This is a genomic window from Streptomyces sp. NBC_00096 (genome assembly GCF_045041305.1).
GTDB lineage: Bacteria > Actinomycetota > Actinomycetes > Streptomycetales > Streptomycetaceae > Streptomyces.
In genome coordinates this window covers 3,251,159-3,269,713 of sequence record NZ_CP108221.1, presented here as the reverse complement: position 1 = coordinate 3,269,713, position 18,555 = coordinate 3,251,159, and the positions used below count along the sequence as shown (strand labels likewise).

12 protein-coding genes are annotated in these 18,555 nt (G+C 71.7%); 6 read left to right on the top strand and 6 right to left on the bottom strand.

From position 1 onward, the window contains the following. Positions 1–6: 6 nt before the first annotated feature. The 3 genes from OG904_RS14235 to OG904_RS14225 form a co-directional block, all read right to left on the bottom strand. Positions 7–825 (bottom strand): hypothetical protein, encoded by an 819-nt coding sequence (locus OG904_RS14235; protein WP_405490870.1) that lies wholly within the window; start codon positions 823–825, stop codon positions 7–9. A 148-nt stretch (positions 826–973) separates the two neighbouring features. After that, a complete protein-coding gene (locus OG904_RS14230; RefSeq protein ID WP_405490868.1) occupies positions 974–2,197 on the bottom strand; it encodes a metallophosphoesterase in 1,224 nt (407 codons plus the stop codon). 230 nt (positions 2,198–2,427) lie between these two features. Beyond that, the gene (locus tag OG904_RS14225) at positions 2,428–3,543 is read right to left on the bottom strand and encodes a LacI family DNA-binding transcriptional regulator (RefSeq protein WP_405490866.1); all 1,116 of its coding nucleotides are present in this window, start codon (positions 3,541–3,543) and stop codon (positions 2,428–2,430) included. A 362-nt stretch (positions 3,544–3,905) separates the two neighbouring features. On the opposite strand from OG904_RS14225, the gene hisC reads away from it, so the two are divergent. Beyond that, positions 3,906–4,988 carry a histidinol-phosphate transaminase gene (gene hisC / locus OG904_RS14220; RefSeq protein WP_405490864.1) on the top strand — a complete coding sequence of 361 codons (1,083 nt, stop codon included), beginning with the start codon at positions 3,906–3,908 and terminating at the stop codon, positions 4,986–4,988. 7 nt (positions 4,989–4,995) lie between these two features. Here hisC and OG904_RS14215 read toward each other — a convergent pair whose 3' ends face one another. Next, positions 4,996–5,364, bottom strand: coding sequence for a cyclophilin-like fold protein (locus tag OG904_RS14215; protein ID WP_405490862.1), 369 nt, complete (start codon positions 5,362–5,364; stop codon positions 4,996–4,998). A 189-nt stretch (positions 5,365–5,553) separates the two neighbouring features. Between OG904_RS14215 and OG904_RS14210 the strand changes: the two genes are divergently transcribed. Genes OG904_RS14210 through OG904_RS14195 form a run of 4 tightly spaced genes read left to right on the top strand, consistent with a single transcriptional unit; the run spans position 5,554 to position 13,466 of the window. Further along, complete coding sequence (locus OG904_RS14210) at positions 5,554–7,059, top strand: cytochrome ubiquinol oxidase subunit I (RefSeq protein ID WP_405490860.1); 1,506 nt, start codon at positions 5,554–5,556, stop codon at positions 7,057–7,059. A gap of 18 nt (positions 7,060–7,077) precedes the next feature. Then, positions 7,078–8,079, top strand: a complete 1,002-nt coding sequence (gene cydB, locus OG904_RS14205; protein ID WP_405490858.1) for a cytochrome d ubiquinol oxidase subunit II — start codon at positions 7,078–7,080, stop codon at positions 8,077–8,079. A gap of 51 nt (positions 8,080–8,130) precedes the next feature. Beyond that, complete coding sequence (gene cydD, locus OG904_RS14200) at positions 8,131–11,703, top strand: thiol reductant ABC exporter subunit CydD (RefSeq protein WP_405490856.1); 3,573 nt, start codon at positions 8,131–8,133, stop codon at positions 11,701–11,703. Positions 11,704–11,717: 14 nt separating this feature from the next. Then, positions 11,718–13,466 carry a GAF domain-containing sensor histidine kinase gene (locus OG904_RS14195; RefSeq protein WP_405490854.1) on the top strand — a complete coding sequence of 583 codons (1,749 nt, stop codon included), beginning with the start codon at positions 11,718–11,720 and terminating at the stop codon, positions 13,464–13,466. Between the two features lie 57 nt (positions 13,467–13,523). Here OG904_RS14195 and OG904_RS14190 read toward each other — a convergent pair whose 3' ends face one another. After that, complete coding sequence (locus tag OG904_RS14190; RefSeq protein ID WP_405490852.1) at positions 13,524–14,429, bottom strand: Cof-type HAD-IIB family hydrolase; 906 nt, start codon at positions 14,427–14,429, stop codon at positions 13,524–13,526. Between the two features lie 60 nt (positions 14,430–14,489). Between OG904_RS14190 and OG904_RS14185 the strand changes: the two genes are divergently transcribed. Beyond that, positions 14,490–15,392: an LLM class flavin-dependent oxidoreductase gene (locus OG904_RS14185; protein WP_405490850.1), complete on the top strand. Its 903-nt coding sequence runs from the start codon at positions 14,490–14,492 to the stop codon at positions 15,390–15,392. An 80-nt stretch (positions 15,393–15,472) separates the two neighbouring features. Here the strand turns inward: OG904_RS14185 and OG904_RS14180 are convergent, their stop codons facing one another. Continuing rightward, positions 15,473–18,550 carry a tetratricopeptide repeat protein gene (locus OG904_RS14180; protein WP_405490848.1) on the bottom strand — a complete coding sequence of 1,026 codons (3,078 nt, stop codon included), beginning with the start codon at positions 18,548–18,550 and terminating at the stop codon, positions 15,473–15,475. Positions 18,551–18,555 lie beyond the last annotated feature (5 nt).

Here is an 18,555-nt window from a genome sequence, read left to right as displayed (position 1 = left end):
GGGTGGTCACTGCGGCTCGCTCTCCGGGCCGCCGAAGTCCGGGCTGGTGAAGTCCGGGGATGTGTATCCGGGCCTGGGCCCCTCGGCCGGGGCCCCGGGGCTGGTGAAATCGGGCCGGGTGTATCCCAGGTTGGGGATGCGCCCGGTCCCCGGCTTTCGCGGGGCCGGGAGTCCGGCCCCGGCACTGGGATCGGCCAGGGCATCCCGAAGGAACGGCATGATGCCGCGCTCCAGCAGGGCGTTGCGCCAGGCCTCCCGGGCCCGTGACACCTCGTCGGGTATCGCTTCGGTCTCGTCCGCCACCACCTCGGTGGAGCTGTTGCGGACGGCCGTCACCAGCAGTCCGATCACGGCGAAGAGCAGCGCTGCGACCGTGAGCGCGCCGAAGAGCCAGCCCGCCGTCAGCATCGTGTCGGCGAAGGCCGGTTCGGGTTCGATCATCTTCAGGATGTAGCCCACCAGCAGGAAGATCAGCATGGCGGTGCCGGCCAGGACCGGCGCGAGGACCGCGACCACGGCGCTGACACCCGCGCCGCCGCCCGCACCCTGCCCGTCGCCCTCCTCCCCCGTCGTTCCGGGGGTGGACAGGATCTCGTTCTGCCGCTCCTTGCGGATCTTCACGTAGTGGTCGTACTCGGCCGCGGCCGCGGCCGTGAGCAGCGCGGTGGCCCCCATGGCCATGGTGCGCAGCTGTTCGGCGTTCAGCCGTTCGCCGATGGTGGCGAGCTCGGGCCGGTCGTTCGCTGTGCGCAGCGCCTCGTCGAGGAGCCGATCGAACTCCGGTCGGTCTTCGGTGAGCAGGTGCGGAGCGCTGGTCATGTGCATCCCCCGATGCTCCGTAGAGGCCGGTATGCCCGCGTAGAACGGGGCACCGGCACAAACGGAGGAGAGCCTGCTACGGATAGAGCGATGGTAGAGCGCCCACGCCGTACGTCGACAGGGGCTTTCCGGAAATACCCAGCTCCGGGAAGCCTCAGTCGTTCAGCGGGAGGTGCACGACGAGCAGCTTGCCCGCCATCGTCACGCCGCCGTCCATGGCGATGGCCAGGCCTTCCGCGTAGACGTGCGGACCGACCACGGCTTCCGGGCCCCGTGAATCGTCGCCGTCCTCGGTGCCCACCTCGCCCAGCAAGTACGGGATGGGGCTGTGCCCGTGCACCACGCGGCTGCCGCCGTAGGTGCCGAGGAGTTCGCGGACGGCCTCGGGGCCGCTGCCCTCGTCACGGAAGGCGAAGCGCTTGGTGAACTTGCGGAACAGGTCCCAGGTGATGTCGGCGTCGTTGCGGTTGAGCAGCTCGTGGATGGTGTCGTTGACGTCCTCGACGGAGTCGCCGTAGTCGAGGTAGGCGGTGGTGTCGGAGTGCAGCAGCAGGTGGTCCTCCACCAGGACCGCCGCGTCCAGCCGGGACATCCACTGCAGGTGGACGTCCTGCAGGCGGTCCATGTCGGTGCGCTGGCCGCCGTTGAGGAGCCAGGCGGCCTGGAAGGTGGCGGTGCCGGCGCCGGAGGCGACGGGGGTGTCGCCGAACCGCTTGGCGCCGATGAGCAGCAGCTCGTGGTTGCCCATGAGGGCCTTGCAGTAGCCCCCCGCGGCGGCGGCCTCGGCGGAGAGCCGCATGACGAGGTCGATGACCCCGATGCCGTCGGGACCGCGGTCGGTGAAGTCGCCGAGGAACCAGAGCCGGGCGTTGCCGGCGGACCAGTTGTGCTCGGCGTCGATGAGGCCCTGGAACTGCAGTTCGGCGACGAGTTCGTCGATGTAGCCGTGGACGTCGCCGACGACGTAGAGCGGGCCGGGGCCGTCGCTCGCCGCGTCCTGGGGGACGTACTGGACCTGGACGGTGTCACCGGGTCCGCCGAGCGCACCGCGCCCGATGACGGGGAGGTCCCGCTGCGTCGGGGTGTACCCCTCGGGGTCGCTCTCCTCGGGTTCGTGGCCCATCGCGTGCGCGGGTCGGCCCGGGGAACTGCCGCCGTACGGTGCTTCGTAGCCGTACCCGTGCTGCGCGGGGACGGCGGCCGGGGGCACGTCGTAGTACACGGGGTACTCGCCGTAGACGGGAGCTTCGCCGGGAAGCGCTGCGGCTGCTGCGGCCCCGGTGGGTACGGCGTGCGAGGCGGGATCTGCGACCGGCAACCGGAAGTCCCGCTCGGTGTCCGTCCGCACCGCGGGTCCCTGACCGGCCCCCTGAGTCATCGACCCCTCCACCACCGTCGCGCTGCCGTACACCTGCGGACCCTCCAGCCTCCGGGGCGGAGGGTCCGTGATGTCGTGCGCCCATCATAGGAATGCAGCTCGCGCTCTGTGACGCACCAGGGGTGGTGAATCCTGGCCGGAGCTGTTCCTTCCTACCGGTTTCTCCCGATATCGGTGTTGCGGAAATCCTCGGCGGGTCCGATGGCCCCGCCGATGGGGCTGCGCGGTGGTCAGTCCTGCGCCGGGGACCGGGGCGGGCTGACGGTCGTACGGGGCTGCCTGCGCTGGGACGAGGTACGGATGATCAGCTCGGTCGGGACGACTTGTTCGATGGGTCCGCCCGTGTCGACGCCCTCGATGGCGTCGATGAGCAGCTGGACGACGGCGGTGCCGATGCGGCGCGGTTTGAGGGACAGGGTGGTGATGGGCGGTTCGGTGTTGGCGTAGACGGTGGATTCGCTGCAGCAGACGAGCAGCAGGTCCTCGGGGACGCGCAGGCCGTAGCGGCGCGCGGCGGCGAGCAGGTCGGTGCCGTTGGGGTCGAACAGCCCGTAGACGGCATCGGGCCGGTCGGGCCGGGCGAGCAGCCGGTCGGCCGCGACGGCTCCGGCGCACGGATCGTGGGCGGGGTAGGACTCGTAGACGGGATCCTGGCCCACGCGCTCGCACCAGCGCAGGTAGGCCGTGGTGGAGAGCCGGGTGTAGGTGTCGGTGGTGGTGCCGGTCAGCAGCCCGATGCGGCGGGCGCCGGCGGCTGCGAGGTGGTCCAGGAGGCCCAGTACGGCGGCTTCGTGATCGTTGTCGACCCAGGCGGTGACGGGGAGTGAACCGGCCGGTCGTCCGTCGGAGACGACGGGCAGGCCCTGGCGGACCAGTTCGGTGACGACGGGATCGTGGTCGGAGGGGTCGATGACGACGGTGCCGTCCAGGGCCACGTTGGACCAGACGTCGTGTCGGGAGGTGGCGGGGAGGATGACGAGGGCGTAGCCGCGGGCGAGCGCGGCGGAGGTGGCGGCCCTGGCCATCTCGGCGAAGTACGCGAATTCGGTGAAGGTGAAAGGTTCATCCCCGTACGTCGTCACGGTCAGGCCGATGAGGCCCGACTTGCCGGTACGGAGGGTGCGGGCGGCCGCGGAGGGGCGATAGCCCAGCCGGTCGGCGACCTCGCGAACGTGGCGGCGGGTGGCGTCCGGCAGCCGCCCCTTGCCATTGAGGGCGTCGGAGACGGTCGTGATCGAGACGCCCGCCGCGGCGGCCACGTCCCTGATGCCCGCGCGGCCTTGTCGGCCGGCGGCCCGCCGGGTGGTCTCGGTCCGGCTCACCTGATGCTTCCCTGCTGCTGTCATGGCGAGCCGATAGTAGGGCTCGGCGGGCCGGGTGGTCCGGGTGCATATGCAGGCGTTGACAGGCACGATTCTGCACGGTTCGCCACCCCCAATGACCTTGGAAATGAAGGTGTTTGGTCACGAAGGGTGTCCGGTGCGCTTGTCGGCGGGACCGGGCATGCCAAAACGGTGCGCTCACGGGCCGGTCTCAACTCACCTGTACGAGGGACGCGCGCCACGGCGCAGGCCACCGGCGCACGCATATATGCGTGCGCTCTCCCGCATTCCTGGCGCCCGCCGTTCTCGGATGGACGGAATCCTCATAAGGTGAGGAGTATTGAGTCGACGGCGACGTCGTACGGGATGGTCGAGGAGGACCTGCGGTGAGCGAGAAGAGCCCGAAGCTGCGCGCCGAGCTGGATGGCATCCCCACCTACAAGCCCGGGAAGCCCGCGGCCGCGGGTGGTCCCGTCGCGTTCAAGCTGTCCTCGAACGAGAACCCGTACCCGCCCCTGCCTGGGGTGCTGGAGAGCGCGGTCGCGGCGGCCGGCCACTTCAACCGGTACCCGGACATGGCATGCACGGGTCTGGTGAACGAGCTCGCCGATCGGTTCGGGGTCCCGGTCGAACACATCGCCACCGGCACCGGCTCGGTCGGGGTCGCCCAGTCGCTGATCCAGTCGACGGCGGGCCCGGGCGACGAGGTCATCTACGCCTGGCGGTCTTTCGAGGCTTATCCGATCATCGTTCAGATCTCGGGTGCGACGTCGGTTCAGGTCCCCCTGACCGATGGCGACGTGCACGACCTGGACGCGATGTTCGAGGCGATCACCGAGCGGACCCGCCTGATCTTCGTCTGCAACCCCAACAACCCCACCGGCACCGCCGTGCGCCGTGCCGAGCTGGAGCGGTTCCTGGACCGGGTGCCCTCCGACATCCTCATCGTCCTCGACGAGGCGTACAAGGAGTTCGTCCGCGACGTCGAGGTGCCGGACGGCATCGAGCTCTACCGCGACCGCCCGAACGTCGCCGTGCTGCGCACGTTCTCCAAGGCGTACGGGCTCGCGGGCCTGCGGGTCGGCTTCGCCGTGGCACACGAGCCGGTGGCGGCGGCACTGCGCAAGACCGCGGTGCCCTTCGGCGTCAGCCAGCTCGCCCAGGACGCGGCGGTCGCCTCGCTGCGGGCCGAGGACGAGCTGATGGGCCGGGTCGGGTCGCTGGTGAGCGAGCGCGCCCGGGTCTACGGGACGCTGCTGGCCCAGGGCTGGACGGTGGTGCCCGAGACGCAGGCCAACTTCGTGTGGATGCGACTCGGGGAGCGGACCGCCGACTTCGCGGCGGCCTGCGAGAAGGCCGGTGTGGTGGTCCGGCCCTTCGCGGGCGAGGGCCTGCGGGTCACGATCGGCGAGCCCGAGGCGAACGACCTCTTCCTGCACACGGCCGAGGCGTTCTTCAAGGAGTTCTAGGAACCGGCTACGCCAGTTCCACGCGGATGGAGTCGCCGTCGCGGACGGTGGCCAGCAGGCGGGGGTCGCCGTCGAACGAGCCGAGGACGTTGCACGGGCTCGCCAGGCGGCTCTCGCCCCCGCGGGAGATCGGGGTGGGGCCGTAGGGCAGCGCGAGTGCGTCGCCCTCGGTCCAGAACGCGACCGTGCCGGGCTCTACGACCTGCCGGGCATCGTGCTCCAGGGCCACGGAGACGCCGGTGTCGAAGTAGACCTCCTCGCCCCAGGTGTTCGCCGAGGCGGAGATGGGCAGCGCGGCGGCGAGGGCCTTGGCGGTGGGGGTCTCGTCGAGGGTCGCGGTGAGGTGGCCGGCGGGCCAGAGGATTCGAATCTTCATGCCCCGCATTCAACAATCTGTTGAATGTATTCGCCAGGGGGGACCCCCCTGAAACATGCCGACAGCAGTACGACATAATGCTTGTGAATGTGAACGCGTTCACAAGCGTGTCCTGCTTCCTCCCGGATTGGGTGGGATAGAACAGGCAAACTGCGGCTGTGACCACGGCGAAACGAAGGAGACGACGACGTGGACCTAGCTTTGGCGCCAGAGACCCTGGCGCGATGGCAGTTCGGTATTACCACCGTCTATCACTTCCTCTTCGTTCCCTTGACGATCTCGCTGGCCGCGCTCGTCGCGATCCTGCAGACCGCCTGGGTGCGTTCGGAAAACGAGAAGTACCTCAAGGCCACGAAGTTCTGGGGCAAGCTCTTCCTGATCAACATCGCGATGGGTGTCGTCACCGGCATCGTCCAGGAGTTCCAGTTCGGCATGAACTGGTCCGACTACTCGCGGTTCGTCGGTGACATCTTCGGAGCCCCGCTCGCCTTCGAGGCGCTCATCGCCTTCTTCTTCGAGTCCACCTTCATCGGTCTGTGGATCTTCGGCTGGGACAAGCTGCCGAAGAAGATCCACCTGGCCTGCATCTGGATGGTCTCGATCGGCACCGTCCTGTCCGCGTACTTCATCCTCGCGGCGAACTCCTGGATGCAGCACCCGGTCGGCTACCGGATGAACCCCGAGCGCGGCCGGGCCGAGCTCACCGACTTCTGGCGGGTGCTCACCCAGAACACCGCGCTGACCCAGTTCTTCCACACGATGACGGCGGCCTTCCTGGTCGGCGGCGCGTTCATGGTCGGTATCGCGGCCTTCCACCTCGCCCGCAAGAAGCACATCCCCGTCATGCGGACCTCGCTGCGGCTCGGCCTGGTCGTCATGATCATCGCCGGTCTGGGAACCGCGATCAGCGGAGACCTCCTCGGCAAGGTGATGTTCAAGCAGCAGCCGATGAAGATGGCCGCGGCCGAGGCGCTCTGGGACGGCGAGGCGCCGGCGCCCTTCTCCGTCTTCGCCTACGGAGACGTCGAGAAGGGCCACAACACGGTGGCCATAGAGATCCCGGGACTGCTGTCCTTCCTGGCGAACGACGACTTCTCCTCCTTCGTCCCGGGCATCAACGACGTCAACAAGTCCGAGCAGGAGAAGTTCGGGCCCGGTGACTACCGGCCCAACATCCCGGTCGCCTACTGGGGCTTCCGCTGGATGATCGGCTTCGGCATGGCCTCGCTCGGCGTGGGTGTGCTGGGGCTGTGGCTCACCCGCAAGAAGTTCTTGCTGCCGCCGGGGCTGCGCACGAACGAGAACGAGGTCCCGCACCTGGTCCTCTTCAAGAAGGCGCTGAGCCCGAAGTTCGCCAAGCTGTACTGGATCGTCGCGCTCTGGACGATGGGCTTCCCGCTCATCGCCAGCTCCTGGGGCTGGATCTTCACCGAGATGGGCCGCCAGCCCTGGGTGGTCTACGGCGTCCTGCGCACGCGGGACGCGGTTTCGCCGAACGTCTCCCAGGGCGAGGTGCTCACCTCGATGATCGGCTTCACGCTGCTCTACGCCGTGCTCGCCGTGATCGAGGTCAAGCTCCTCGTGAAGTACGTCAAGGCCGGCCCGACCGAGCTCACCGAGGCCGACCTCAACCCGCCCACCAAGATCGGCGGGGACGACAAGAACCCCGACCGGCCGATGGCCTTCTCGTACTGAGGCTGGGGAGACCACACCATGCAACTCCACGACGTCTGGTTCGTGCTCATCGCCGTCCTGTGGATCGGCTACTTCTTCCTCGAGGGCTTCGACTTCGGAGTCGGCGTACTGACCAAGCTGCTGGCCCGCGACCGCAAGGAGAAGCGGGTCCTGATCAACACGATCGGGCCCGTGTGGGACGGGAACGAGGTCTGGCTCCTCACGGCCGGCGGTGCGACCTTCGCGGCCTTCCCCGACTGGTACGCCACCCTCTTCTCAGGCTTCTACCTGCCGCTGCTGATCATCCTGATCTGCCTCATCGTCCGCGGAGTCGCCTTCGAGTACCGGCACAAGCGGCCCGAGGACAAGTGGCAGACGAACTGGGAACACGCGATCTTCTGGACCTCGCTGATCCCCGCGTTCCTGTGGGGCGTGGCGTTCGCCAACATCGTGCGCGGCGTGAAGATCGACCAGCACAAGGAGTACGTCGGAAACTTCTTCGACCTGCTCAACGTCTACTCGATCCTCGGTGGCCTGGTCACCCTCACCCTGTTCACCTTCCACGGCGCGGTGTTCACCTCGCTCAAGACGGTCGGTGACATCCGGGACCGCTCGCGCGCGCTGGCCTTGAAGCTCGGGGTGGTGACCGCCGTCCTGGCGCTCGCCTTCCTGATCTGGACCCAGCTCTCGCGCGGCGACGGCTGGAGCCTCATCGCGATGACCGTCGCCGTGCTCGCGCTGGTCGGGGCCCTCGGCTTCAACTTCAAGGGCCGGGAAGGCTGGGCGTTCGCCCTGTCGGGGGTCACCATCGCGGCCGCCGTCGCGATGCTCTTCCTGACGCTGTTCCCGAACGTCATGCCCTCCTCGCTGGACGACGCCTGGAACCTCACGGTCACCAACGCCTCGTCCAGCCCGTACACCCTGAAGATCATGACCTGGTGCGCGGGGGTGGCGACCCCGCTGGTCCTGCTCTACCAGGGCTGGACGTACTGGGTGTTCCGCAAGCGCATCGGCACTCAGCACATCGCCGACGCGCACTGAGCCCGATCCGTCCGTCCCGCCCCGCCTGATCCTGCCTGGGGGATGTTTCACGTGAAACCGATCGACCCGCGCCTGCTTCGGTACGCCCGTTCCACCCGCCTCTTCCTGGGAGCGGTGGTGGCCCTCGGGCTCGCCGGGGCCGGACTGGTCGTCGGCCAGGCGATGCTGATCGCCGAGATCGTGGTCGGGGCCTTCGAGGACGGACTGGACGGCGGGGCCCTGCGGACCCCCCTGCTGCTGCTCGCCGCGGTGGCGCTCGGCCGGGGTCTGGTCGCGTGGCTGACGGAGCTGGCCGCGCACCGGGCGAGCGCGGCGGTCAAGTCCGAACTGCGGGGCCGGCTCCTGGAGCGGGCCGCGGACCTCGGACCGGGGTGGCTGAGCGGTCAGCGGACGGGATCGCTGGTGGCCCTGGCCACACGGGGAGTGGACGCGCTCGACGACTACTTCTCGCGCTACCTGCCCCAGCTGGGGCTGGCGATCGTCGTACCCGTGGCCGTACTCGCCCGGATCGTCACCGAGGACTGGGTGTCGGCGGCCATCATCGTGGTCACGCTGCCGCTGATCCCGTTGTTCATGATCCTGATCGGCATGGCCACCCAGTCCAGGATGGACCGCCAGTGGCGGCTGCTGTCCCGGCTTTCGGGGCACTTCCTGGACGTGGTGGCGGGCCTGCCGACGCTCAAGGTGTTCGGCCGGGCGAAGGCGCAGGCGGAGTCCATCCGCAAGATCACCGACGACTACCGGCAGGCGACCATGCGCACGCTGCGCATCGCGTTCCTGTCGTCGTTCGCCCTCGAACTGCTCGCGACCCTGTCGGTGGCCCTGGTCGCCGTGACCATCGGCATGCGGCTGGTCCACGGAGAGCTGGACCTGTACACCGGGCTGGTCATCCTGGTCCTGGCGCCCGAGGCGTACCTGCCGCTGCGTCAGGTCGGGGCGCAGTACCACGCGGCGGCGGAGGGACTGGCCGCCGCGGAAGAGATCTTCGAAGTGCTGGAGACCCCCGTCCCCGTGTCGGGAGGAACGGCCGCCGTACCCCTCTCGGACCTGCGGATCGAGCTCGACGGGGTGGCGGTCCGGTACGAGGGCCGGGGCGAGGACTCCCCCGGGCCGGTCTCGCTGACCGTCGGACCGGGGGAATGCGTGGCTCTCACCGGGCCGAGCGGAGCGGGCAAGTCCACGCTGCTGCAGGTGCTGCTCGGCTTCGTGACGCCGAGCGCGGGGCGGGTCCGGATCGCCGGCGCGGACCTGGCCGGGCTCTCGCCCGAGCAGTGGCGGGAGCGGATCGCGTGGGTGCCGCAGCGGCCGCACCTGTTCGCCGGGACGATCGCCGAGAACGTCCGGCTGGCGCGGCCCGGCGCGGCCGACGACGAGGTGACCGCCGCGCTGCGGGACGCCGGGGCGTGGGAGTTCGTACGGACCCTGCCGCGGGGCGCGGACACCCTGCTCGGCGAGGGCGGTGTCGGACTGTCCGCCGGGCAGCGGCAGCGGCTGGCACTGGCGCGGGCGTTCCTCGCGGACCGGCCGGTGCTGCTGCTCGACGAGCCGACCGCGGCGCTGGACGGTGAGACCGAGGCGGCCGTGGTGGAGGCCGTACGCAGGCTCGCGGTCGGGCGGACCGTACTGCTGGTGGTGCACCGGCCGGCGCTGCTGGCGGTGGCCGACCGGGTCGTGCGCGTCGGGACCGGTCCCGAGGGGCTCTCCCCCGCCGGGCCCCTTCCCGGCACCGGCACCGGCACCGGCGCGCGTGCAGCGGCGGGAGCGGCCCCGCGCGATCCCGGCGAATGGATCCTCGGCGGCGCCGCGGAGCGGGCCCGCGGGACGGGCGGGGCCGACGCGGGCGGCGGCGATCCGCTCAGGCGGGTGCGCGCGGTGGCCAGGGCCTGGCAGGGGCGGTTCAGGCTCGGGCTGCTGCTCGGAGCACTGGCCGTCGGATGCAGCGTCGGGCTGATGGCCGTCTCCGGATGGCTGATCTCGCGGGCCTCCGAACAGCCGCCCGTGCTGTACCTGATGGTGGCCGTCACCGCGACGCGGGCGTTCGGCATGGGGCGGGCCGTCTTCCGTTACGCGGAGCGGCTCGTGTCCCACGACGCCGTCCTTCGGATCCTCGCCGATCTGCGCGTTTCCGTGTTCCAGAGGCTGGAGCGCATCGCACCCGCCGGGCTGCGCACGCAGCGGCGCGGTGATCTGCTGACCCGGCTGGTGGCTGACTCCGACGCCCTGCAGGACTACTGGCTGCGCTGGCTGCTGCCCGTCGGCACCGCACTGCTCGTCGGCACCGGCTCGGTGACCTTCATGGGCTGGCTGCTGCCCGGGGCCGGGGCCGTGCTCGCCGTCGGGCTGCTCGCCGCCGGGGTCGGCGTACCGCTGCTCAGCGCGGTCTGCGCCCGCCGTACGGAGCGCCGGCTCGCGCCGGCCAGGGGGGAGCTCGCCACTCGTGTGGCCGATCTGCTCACCGGAACCGCGGAGCTCACCGTCGCCGGAGCGCTGGGCGGGCGCAAGGCCGCCGCGAAGGAGGGCGACCGCACGCTGACCGGGATCGCGGCCCGCGCGGCCGCCGTCACCGGGCTCGGCAGCGGGCTGTCCGCCCTCGTGTGCGGACTGACCGTGGTGTGCGCCGCGGCCGTCGGGGCGGACGCCGTCGCCGGGGGCCGGCTGTCCGGGGTCGCGATGGCCGTGGTCGTACTGACCCCGCTCGCCGCGTTCGAGGCCGTCAGCGGGCTTCCGCAGGCCGTCCAGTACCGCCAGCGGGTCCGCCGCAGCGCCGAGCGGGTCTACGAGGTCATCGACGCGCCCGTGCCGGTCACCGAGCCGGAGCGGCCCGGAGCGCTGCCCGCCTCACCCTTCCCGCTCCGGCTGACCGGGCTCGCCGCCCGCCACCCCGGGCAGGAGGGCGACGCGCTGAGCGGGCTGGACCTGACCCTGGAGGCGGGCCGCCGGATCGCGGTCGTCGGGCACTCGGGTGCCGGCAAGACCACGCTGGCGCAGGTCCTGCTGCGCTTCCTGGACCAGCACGAAGGCTCGTACACCCTGGGCGGGACCGACGCGCGCGCGCTCGACGGCGATGAGGTGCGCCGGGTCGTGGGCCTGTGCGCCCAGGACGCGCACATCTTCGACAGTTCGGTACGGGAGAACCTTCGCCTGGCCCGCCCGGGGGCGAGCGAGGCCCAGCTGCGGGACGCGCTCGCCGCGGCCCGGCTGCTGGAGTGGGCCCAGGGACTCCCGGACGGGCTGGACACACTGGTCGGCGAGCACGGCGAGCGGATCTCCGGCGGTCAGCGCCAGCGCCTCGCCCTGGCCCGGGCGTTGCTCGCGGACTTCCCCGTGCTGGTCCTGGACGAGCCGGCCGAGCACCTGGACCTGGCGACCGCCGACGCACTGACCGCGGATCTGCTGGCCGCGACCGAGGGCCGGACCACCGTGCTGATCACGCACCGGCTGGCCGGTCTGGAAGAGGTCGACGAGGTGCTCGTACTGGACCGCGGAACGGTGGTCCAGCGCGGTGCCTACGCGGAGCTGGCCGCGACCCCGGGCCCGCTGCGGAGGCTTCTGGAACGGGAGCGGGAAGCGGACGGAACGGCGGCCGGCTTCGCAGGCTCGACTTTCCTCGCTAAAGGGGACTAACTAGGCTCAAGGGCATGTCAGCGCAGGAGTCCCAGGAATCGCCCGAGTCACTTCCGGAGCCGTCCCCGGAATCGCCCGACCCGCTGGAGGCCGCCACGGCTGCCACCCGGAGTCTCCAGGGGCTGTCCACCGAGCTCACGGCCCGGGTGCCGCAACTGCTGGAAGCCATGCGGTCGGTCGGTACCGGCCTCGAACTGCACTCCACGCTGGACCGGATCTGCGAGACGGCGGCCGAGCTCGCCGACGCCCGCTACGCGGCCATCGGCGTCGTCGACACCGAGGGCCGGGGGCTCTCGGACTTCGTCACCTTCGGGATCAGCGACGCGCTGGCGAGGAAGATCGGGCACCGCCCGGACGGGAAGCGCGGCCTGCTCGGCGCGCTGATCTCGCACCCCGACACGGTGCACCTCGCCGATCTGACCCAGGACCCGCGCTCGGCGGGCTTCCCCGTGAACCACCCGCCCATGAAGACCTTCCTCGGAGTCCCGATCCGGGTCCAGGGAGAGATCTTCGGAAACCTCTACCTCGCGGAGAAGAACGGGGGCGGAGAGTTCAACGACTACGACGTCCACATGGTCCGGGTACTGGCCACCGAGGCGGGCATCGCCATCGGCAACGCCCGCCTCTACGAAGCCGCGACGCAGCGGGAGCGCTGGATCGACGGCTCGGTCGCCGTCACCACCGCCCTGCTGTCGGGCGGGGACGCGGACGACGCGCTCGCGGTCGTCGCCGAGCAGGCCCGCCGCCTCGCCGATTCGGCCGCCGGGATCGTGATGCTTCCGGCCGAGGACGGCGGGATGGAGATCGTCGCCGTCTCCGCCGAGAACCCGGCCACCTCGCTCGGAGTCGTCATCCCGGCCGAGAGCCCGGTGGTCGCCAGGCTCCTCGAGGGCGAGCCGGTTTTCGTGGACGACGCCGCCTCGGACCCGCGCATGATCAGCCGCCTGACCAGCCAGTACGGGGCCTGCATGATGCTGCCGCTGCAGAGCGGCGGGCGGGTGCTGGGCGCGCTCGTCACGCCCCGGGCGCGCGGCAAGCGGCCGTTCAGCGAGGCCGAGCGGACCCTGGCGACGCAATTCGCCTCACAGGCGGCGCTGGCCCTGATGATGGCGGAGGCGCAGCGGGACCGGGAACGCCTCGCGGTCTTCGAGGACCGCGACCGGATCGCCCGCGACCTGCACGACCTGGTCATCCAGCGGCTCTTCGCCACCGGGATGATGCTGGAGGGGGCCCAGCGCCGGTCCATCGTGCCGGAGGTCCAGGAGGGTGTCGGCAAGGCGGTGGACGAGCTCGACGTGACGATCCAGGAGATCCGCACCGCGATCTTCGCGCTCCAGCAGGGCCCCGCGGAAGCACCCTCGGGGCTGCGCACCCGGGTACTGCGGGAGATCAACATGGCGGCCGTGCCGCTGGGCTTCAAGCCCGCGCACCGGTTCCTCGGACCGATCGACGCGGTCGTCGGCGAGCTCGTCGGCAAGAACCTGATCGCCGCCCTGCGCGAGGCGCTGTCGAACGCGTTCCGGCACGCCGAGGCGTCCCGGATCGAGGTGGTCCTCGACTCCACGGTCAGCCTGGCGGACGGGCGGCCGGGGGTCCGGCTGGAGGTGGCCGACGACGGGGTGGGCATCCCCGAGGGCGGGCGGCGCAGCGGGCTGCGGAACCTGCGCCGGCGGGCCGAGTCGCTCGGCGGCTCCAGCTCGTACGGCCCCGGCCTAGGCGACGGCGGCGGCGGGACCACCCTGGTGTGGGAGGCCCCGCTGTAGCCGTCACGGCGCCCCGCGGCTGGGTTTCCTTCGGCCGGGTTTTCCACAGCTGGGTTTCTACAGCTGGGCGCGGGCGGTCCGTTCGGCCAGGATGCGCTCGATGACGAGGGCGACGCCGTCCTCGTTGTTGGCGACCGTACGGCCCGACGCGGCCGCGATCACGTCCGGATGGGCGTTGCCCATCGCGTACGAGGTCCCGGCCCAGCCGAGCATCTCCACGTCGTTCGGCATGTCACCGAAGGCGACCACCTCTGCCGGGGAGATGCCGCGCTCCTCGCAGCACCGCGCCAGGGTGCTGGCCTTGGAGACACCGGGGCCGCTGATCTCCAGCAGGGAAGTCGGGCTGGACCGGGTGATCGAGGCGTACGCGCCGGCGGCGGAGCGGGCCAGGGCCAGGAACTCGTCCGGAGCCAGCTCGGCGTGGTGCGCGAGCACCTTCAGGACGGGGGCCGAATTTTCGTCCGTGGCCTCGTGGAGCAGCTTCTCGGCGGTGGCGACATTGGCGCCCGGGTCCTGGAAGAACGGCGGGTACGCCGGCTCGTAGTTGATGCCGGTGGTCAGCTCCACGGCGAAGGAGGTACCGGGGGCGGCGGCCCGCAGGGCGTCCACCACCTTGAGCGCGGTGATCCGGGGCAGTGGCCTGACCTGGACGAACTCCCGGCCCGTGGGCTTCGATTCGATGGCGTGCAGATCGACGACGGCGGCGCCGTTGGCGCAGATCGCCAGGCCGTGGCCCTGGACGTGGTCGCTGACCACCCCCATCCAGCGCGCTGGTCGGCCGGTCACGAAGAACACCGCGATGCCGGCCTCCTCGGCGGCGGCGAGTGCGGCGACGGTGCGCTGCGAGACGGATTTGTCGTCGCGCAGCAGGGTGCCGTCAAGGTCGGTGGCGATGAGCCGGGGTGCGGGGGTTGGCCCGTCCGGGCGCTGGGGAGCCGAGGTCACGGCTCCATCTTCGTCCATGACGCCGGTATCGATGTTTCACGTGAAACATCGCCGAGGTGACGGTCGTAGGCTCTGAGCATGACTCTGCGCCTGAGCACCGTGATCCTTCCCGTCAACCGGTGGCACGAAGGGGGCCGTGAGCGCTGGCAGCGGGCCGAGGAACTGGGCTTCCACGCCGCCTACACCTACGACCACCTGTCCTGGCGGACCTTCCGCACCGGGCCGTGGTTCGGTGCGCTGCCGACGCTCACCGCCGCGGCGACGGCGACGGAACGGCTGCGGTTGGGCACGCTCGTCACCTCACCGAACTTCCGGCACCCGGTGACGCTCGCCAAGGAGCTGATCTCCCTCGACGACATCTCGGGCGGCCGGATCACCCTCGGCATCGGCGCCGGTGGCAATGGTTTCGACGCCACCGTGCTCGGCCAGGAGCCGTGGACCCCCAAGGAGCGGGCCGACCGGTTCGGAGAGTTCCTGCCGCTGCTGGACCGGCTGCTCACGGAGGACTCCGTCTCGCAGCGCGGCACGTTCTACTCGGCGGAGGAGGCGTTCAACATCCCCGGGTGCGCACAGCGGCCCCGGCTGCCCTTCGCCGTCGCCGCGACCGGGCCGCGCGGCCTGAAGCTGGCCGCGCGCCACGGACAGGCGTGGGTGACGACCGGCGATCCGAAGATCTTCGACGAGGGCACGCCGGAGCAGTCGGTGCAGGCCCTCCGCGGCCAGGTCGAGAAGCTCGGCAAGGCGTGCGCGGAAGTCGGCCGGGAGGTGGCCGATCTGGACAAGGTCCTGCTCACGGGGTTCACGCCGGACCGGGGGCGCCCGCTGGAGTCCGTCGATGCCTTCGTCGACTTCGCCGGCCGCCACCGGGAGCTCGGTTTCACCGAGGTGGTGATCCACTGGCCGATCCCGGACTCGGACTTCGCCGCCGACCAGGGCGTCTTCGAGCAGATCGCCACCGAGGGGCTCGCCCAGCTCGGCTGACCTGGCCCCACCGGTCCAGAGTCCCCGCCCCGCCACTGCTCCGTGAAGCGGTGGCGGGGGCGGGGGCGGAGGCGCCGGTGTCAGGACGCGGCGCGCAGCAGGTGTTCCGCGGTGCGTTCGGCGCTCTGCAGCAGCCACTGCGGGGCCGTGCCCTCGGGCAGCTCACGGACCTCGTCCGCCAGCGCCGAGACCCGGGCGGCGCCGGCTTCGGGACGGCCCAGCTCGCGCTCGGTCCAGGCGGCGTTGTTCACGCACTGGTACCGGGCCTCCAGATGGTCCGGGCCGAGCTCCGCGTGGAGGGCCGCGGCCCGCTCCCAGAGCCGGACCTCCTCCAGCCGCAGCGCCTCCAGCTCCGCCGCGCTCAGCGGCTCGACGGGACCGGAGCCCGGCGTCGCCCCCGACTCCGTGCCTGCTTCCGCGTCCGGTTCCTCCTCCGCCTCCTCGTGGGCGCAGACCCGCCGGTCGAGGACCTGGGCCAGCTGGTTCCAGGTCTCGGCGAGCTCGGCGCGGGCCTCCAGGTCCCCGGGGGCATCGGCCAGTGCGGCGGTCAGTACCCCGGCCGCCGCGTCCATGCGGGCCCGGGCCCCCGCCACCGTCGCGTTGGTGACCTCCGCACGCAGCCCCAGCCAGGCCAGTGAGCGCAGGATCCGGACCTCCGCGATCGGCGCGTCCTTCGAGCGCCTGCGCAGTTCGAGGGCCCGCTCGTACGCGGCGACCGCCTCCGGCACCAGCTGCGCCTCGGAGAGCTGATCACCGGCCGCCTGGGCGAAGCCCGCCTGCGGACGCGGATCCTCCCAGCCCTCGGTCACCTCCGCCGCCAGCAGGTACTGCTCCGCCGCGCCCCGGGCGTCCTTCAGCTCGCGCAGCAGATCGCCCAGGAACTCCCGTACGGAAACGGCCTGGCCCTCGCCGTGCCCCAGCAGGTCCGGCAGCGTCGACTGCAGTACCTCGGCCGCCTCGGCGGTGTGGCCCGCGCGGGCGTGGCACCGGGCGAGCAACAGCCGGGCCTGGGCCCCGCCGTCGGAGGTGAGCCCGGCCTGGTCGAACCAGTGCGCCGCCTCCAGGGCGTGCTCGGCGGCCTCCGCGTCCGTCTCGTCGCGCCGCAGCAGGATGTCGGCCAGGGTGAGGCGTACGACGCCCTGCGCTTCGGCGTCGGTCACCTCGGCGGCGTGCAGCAGCCCCGCCCGGGCCGCCTCCTCCGCCTCCGCGGGGCGGTCCAGCGACATCAGCACACCGGCCCGCAGCACCAGCGGGTCCACGGCGAGCCACGGCCGGCCCGCCGCGACCGACCGGTCGGCGGACACGGCGAGCAGCGCCACCGCACGCTCCGGGTCGCCCTGCGACAGGGCGAGCCGGCCGAGCATCTCCTCGGCCTCCGCCGCGACATCGGGCAGGGCGGGCGCGTAGGACTCGGCGAAGGCACCCAGCTCCGCGGCCAGTTCACCGTGCCCGTGCCCGTCCTGCCGGTCGTGCCCGTGTTCCCCGGCGGCCTCGACCGAGCGCAGGTAGGACTCCACCCGGATCCCGGTCAGTTCCGCGAAGGCGATCCGCCGTACGCGGAGCGGCTCGTCCGGGTCCAGTCCCTCGGCCGCCCGCAGGGCCACGGACAGCAGCCTCCGCAGCTCCTGCGCCCCGGCCCCGGACTGCGCCGCCACGGTCGCCAGCCGCAGCTCGGACAGGGCGGCCCGCTCCGCGATCCCCAGGTCCCGGTAGCCGTCGCGTACGGCGGCCAGCAGGCGCGCGGCCTCGTCGTCCCCGGACCGTGCGGCCGCCAGTGCCCGGTGGTCCGCGACATCGGCGGCGATCAGCGGATCGGCCCCGGCCCCGGGGTGCCGCGCCACCTCGTCCCACAGCGCGTCCGCGCCGGGGTGTCCGAGGTCCCGCGCCGCCCGGGCCCGCTCGACCAGCCGCGCGAAGCTCCCGGCCGAAGCAGAAGCCGAAGCCGAAGCCGAGCCCGAAGCCGAGCCCGAAGCTGAGCCCGAAGCCGAAGCCGAGCCGGAGCCCGAAGCCGCCGTGGGCACCCCCTGCGCGGAGGCGGACGCCGCCTGCGGCAGGGCCGTGCTGCGCACGCCCAGCGGCAGCGAGCCGAGCAGCGGGGCCCGCCCGATGCGTTCCAGGAGCCGGTCGGAGACGCGGGTGGTGCCGTTGCGCTCGTCGAAGCGCCGGGCGATCGCCAGGGCGTCCTCGCGCAGGATCCCGTGGAGCTCGTCCACCGTGCGCGCGGTGCCCTCGTAGGGGACGGACGGGGCCGCCCCGTGGCCGAGTTCGCCGAGGCGGCGCAGCAGCACGAGGACGCCGCCGTAGAACTGCATCTGCGCCTCGACGTCCACGAGCGGCCCCAGGCGGGCGGCGTGGTCGGCCAGGATTTCCAGCCCGCGGGCCTCGTTGCCGGTCAGCGCGCAGAACTCGATGTGCTCACCGATGGAGCGCAGCAGGCTCTCGTTGCCGCGCGCCATGCGGTAGCCCCGCAGGTGGTGGGAGCGGGCCTCGGCGCCGCGGCCGAGCCGGACCAGGGGGAGCAGGGAGCGGGCGAGGACCCGGTGGGGTTCCTCCAGGCAGCTCTGCTTGCCCGCGAGCACGGGCTCCCAGATGCCGACGGCCTTCGCGTCGTCGCCGCGGCCGGCCCAGAACCAGCCCTGGGAGTTGGTCTCGCACGCGTGGCAGTCGCTCATCGGGTCGCGGTCGGCGGACTGCCAGAGGCTGACGGCCCGCTCCGCCCGCTCGTCGTCGCCGGTGGCGTCGGCGAGGTAGAACTCGGACTGGCGCACCGCGCGCTCGGTGTATCCGGCGAGCCGGTAGCGCCGCTCCATGTCCTCCAGCCAGCCGGTGACCGAGGACAGGGGGATCTCGGGGGAGCTGACGAGCTGGCCGGAGACCCACTTGAACCGCCAGAACAACGAGTGGGCGTCGCCGCCGTCGAAGCCGGCCGGATCGCGGTCGTACTCCTGGAGCAGCCGGGCGAAGGGGACGACCATGCGGGTCCGCTCGGAGCTGTACTCGTAGGCGTCGATCTGGTTGAGCAGCACCTTGCGGAACATGCCCCTGTCCCCGCAGCCCTCGGCGGCGTTGGCCAGTGCCTCCGCCTGCGCGTTGCGCGCGGTTCCGTTGGGGAGGCACTGGTTCTCGTAGAGCGCCTGCCGGATTTCCTCGGCGGTCATCGGGC

Excerpts from the sequence above, each read along its gene's own strand:
- OG904_RS14180 (WP_405490848.1), bottom strand. The coding sequence starts at position 18,550 with ATGACCGCCGAGGAAATCCGGCAGGCGCTCTACGAGAACCAGTGCCTC.
- OG904_RS14230 (WP_405490868.1), bottom strand. The coding sequence starts at position 2,197 with ATGACTCAGGGGGCCGGTCAGGGACCCGCGGTGCGGACGGACACCGAG.
- OG904_RS14215 (WP_405490862.1), bottom strand. The coding sequence starts at position 5,364 with ATGAAGATTCGAATCCTCTGGCCCGCCGGCCACCTCACCGCGACCCTC.
- cydB (WP_405490858.1), top strand. The coding sequence starts at position 7,078 with ATGCAACTCCACGACGTCTGGTTCGTGCTCATCGCCGTCCTGTGGATC.
- OG904_RS14195 (WP_405490854.1), top strand. The coding sequence starts at position 11,718 with ATGTCAGCGCAGGAGTCCCAGGAATCGCCCGAGTCACTTCCGGAGCCG.
- OG904_RS14185 (WP_405490850.1), top strand. The coding sequence starts at position 14,490 with ATGACTCTGCGCCTGAGCACCGTGATCCTTCCCGTCAACCGGTGGCAC.
- OG904_RS14235 (WP_405490870.1), bottom strand. The coding sequence starts at position 825 with ATGCACATGACCAGCGCTCCGCACCTGCTCACCGAAGACCGACCGGAG.
- OG904_RS14225 (WP_405490866.1), bottom strand. The coding sequence starts at position 3,543 with ATGACAGCAGCAGGGAAGCATCAGGTGAGCCGGACCGAGACCACCCGG.
- OG904_RS14190 (WP_405490852.1), bottom strand. The coding sequence starts at position 14,429 with ATGGACGAAGATGGAGCCGTGACCTCGGCTCCCCAGCGCCCGGACGGG.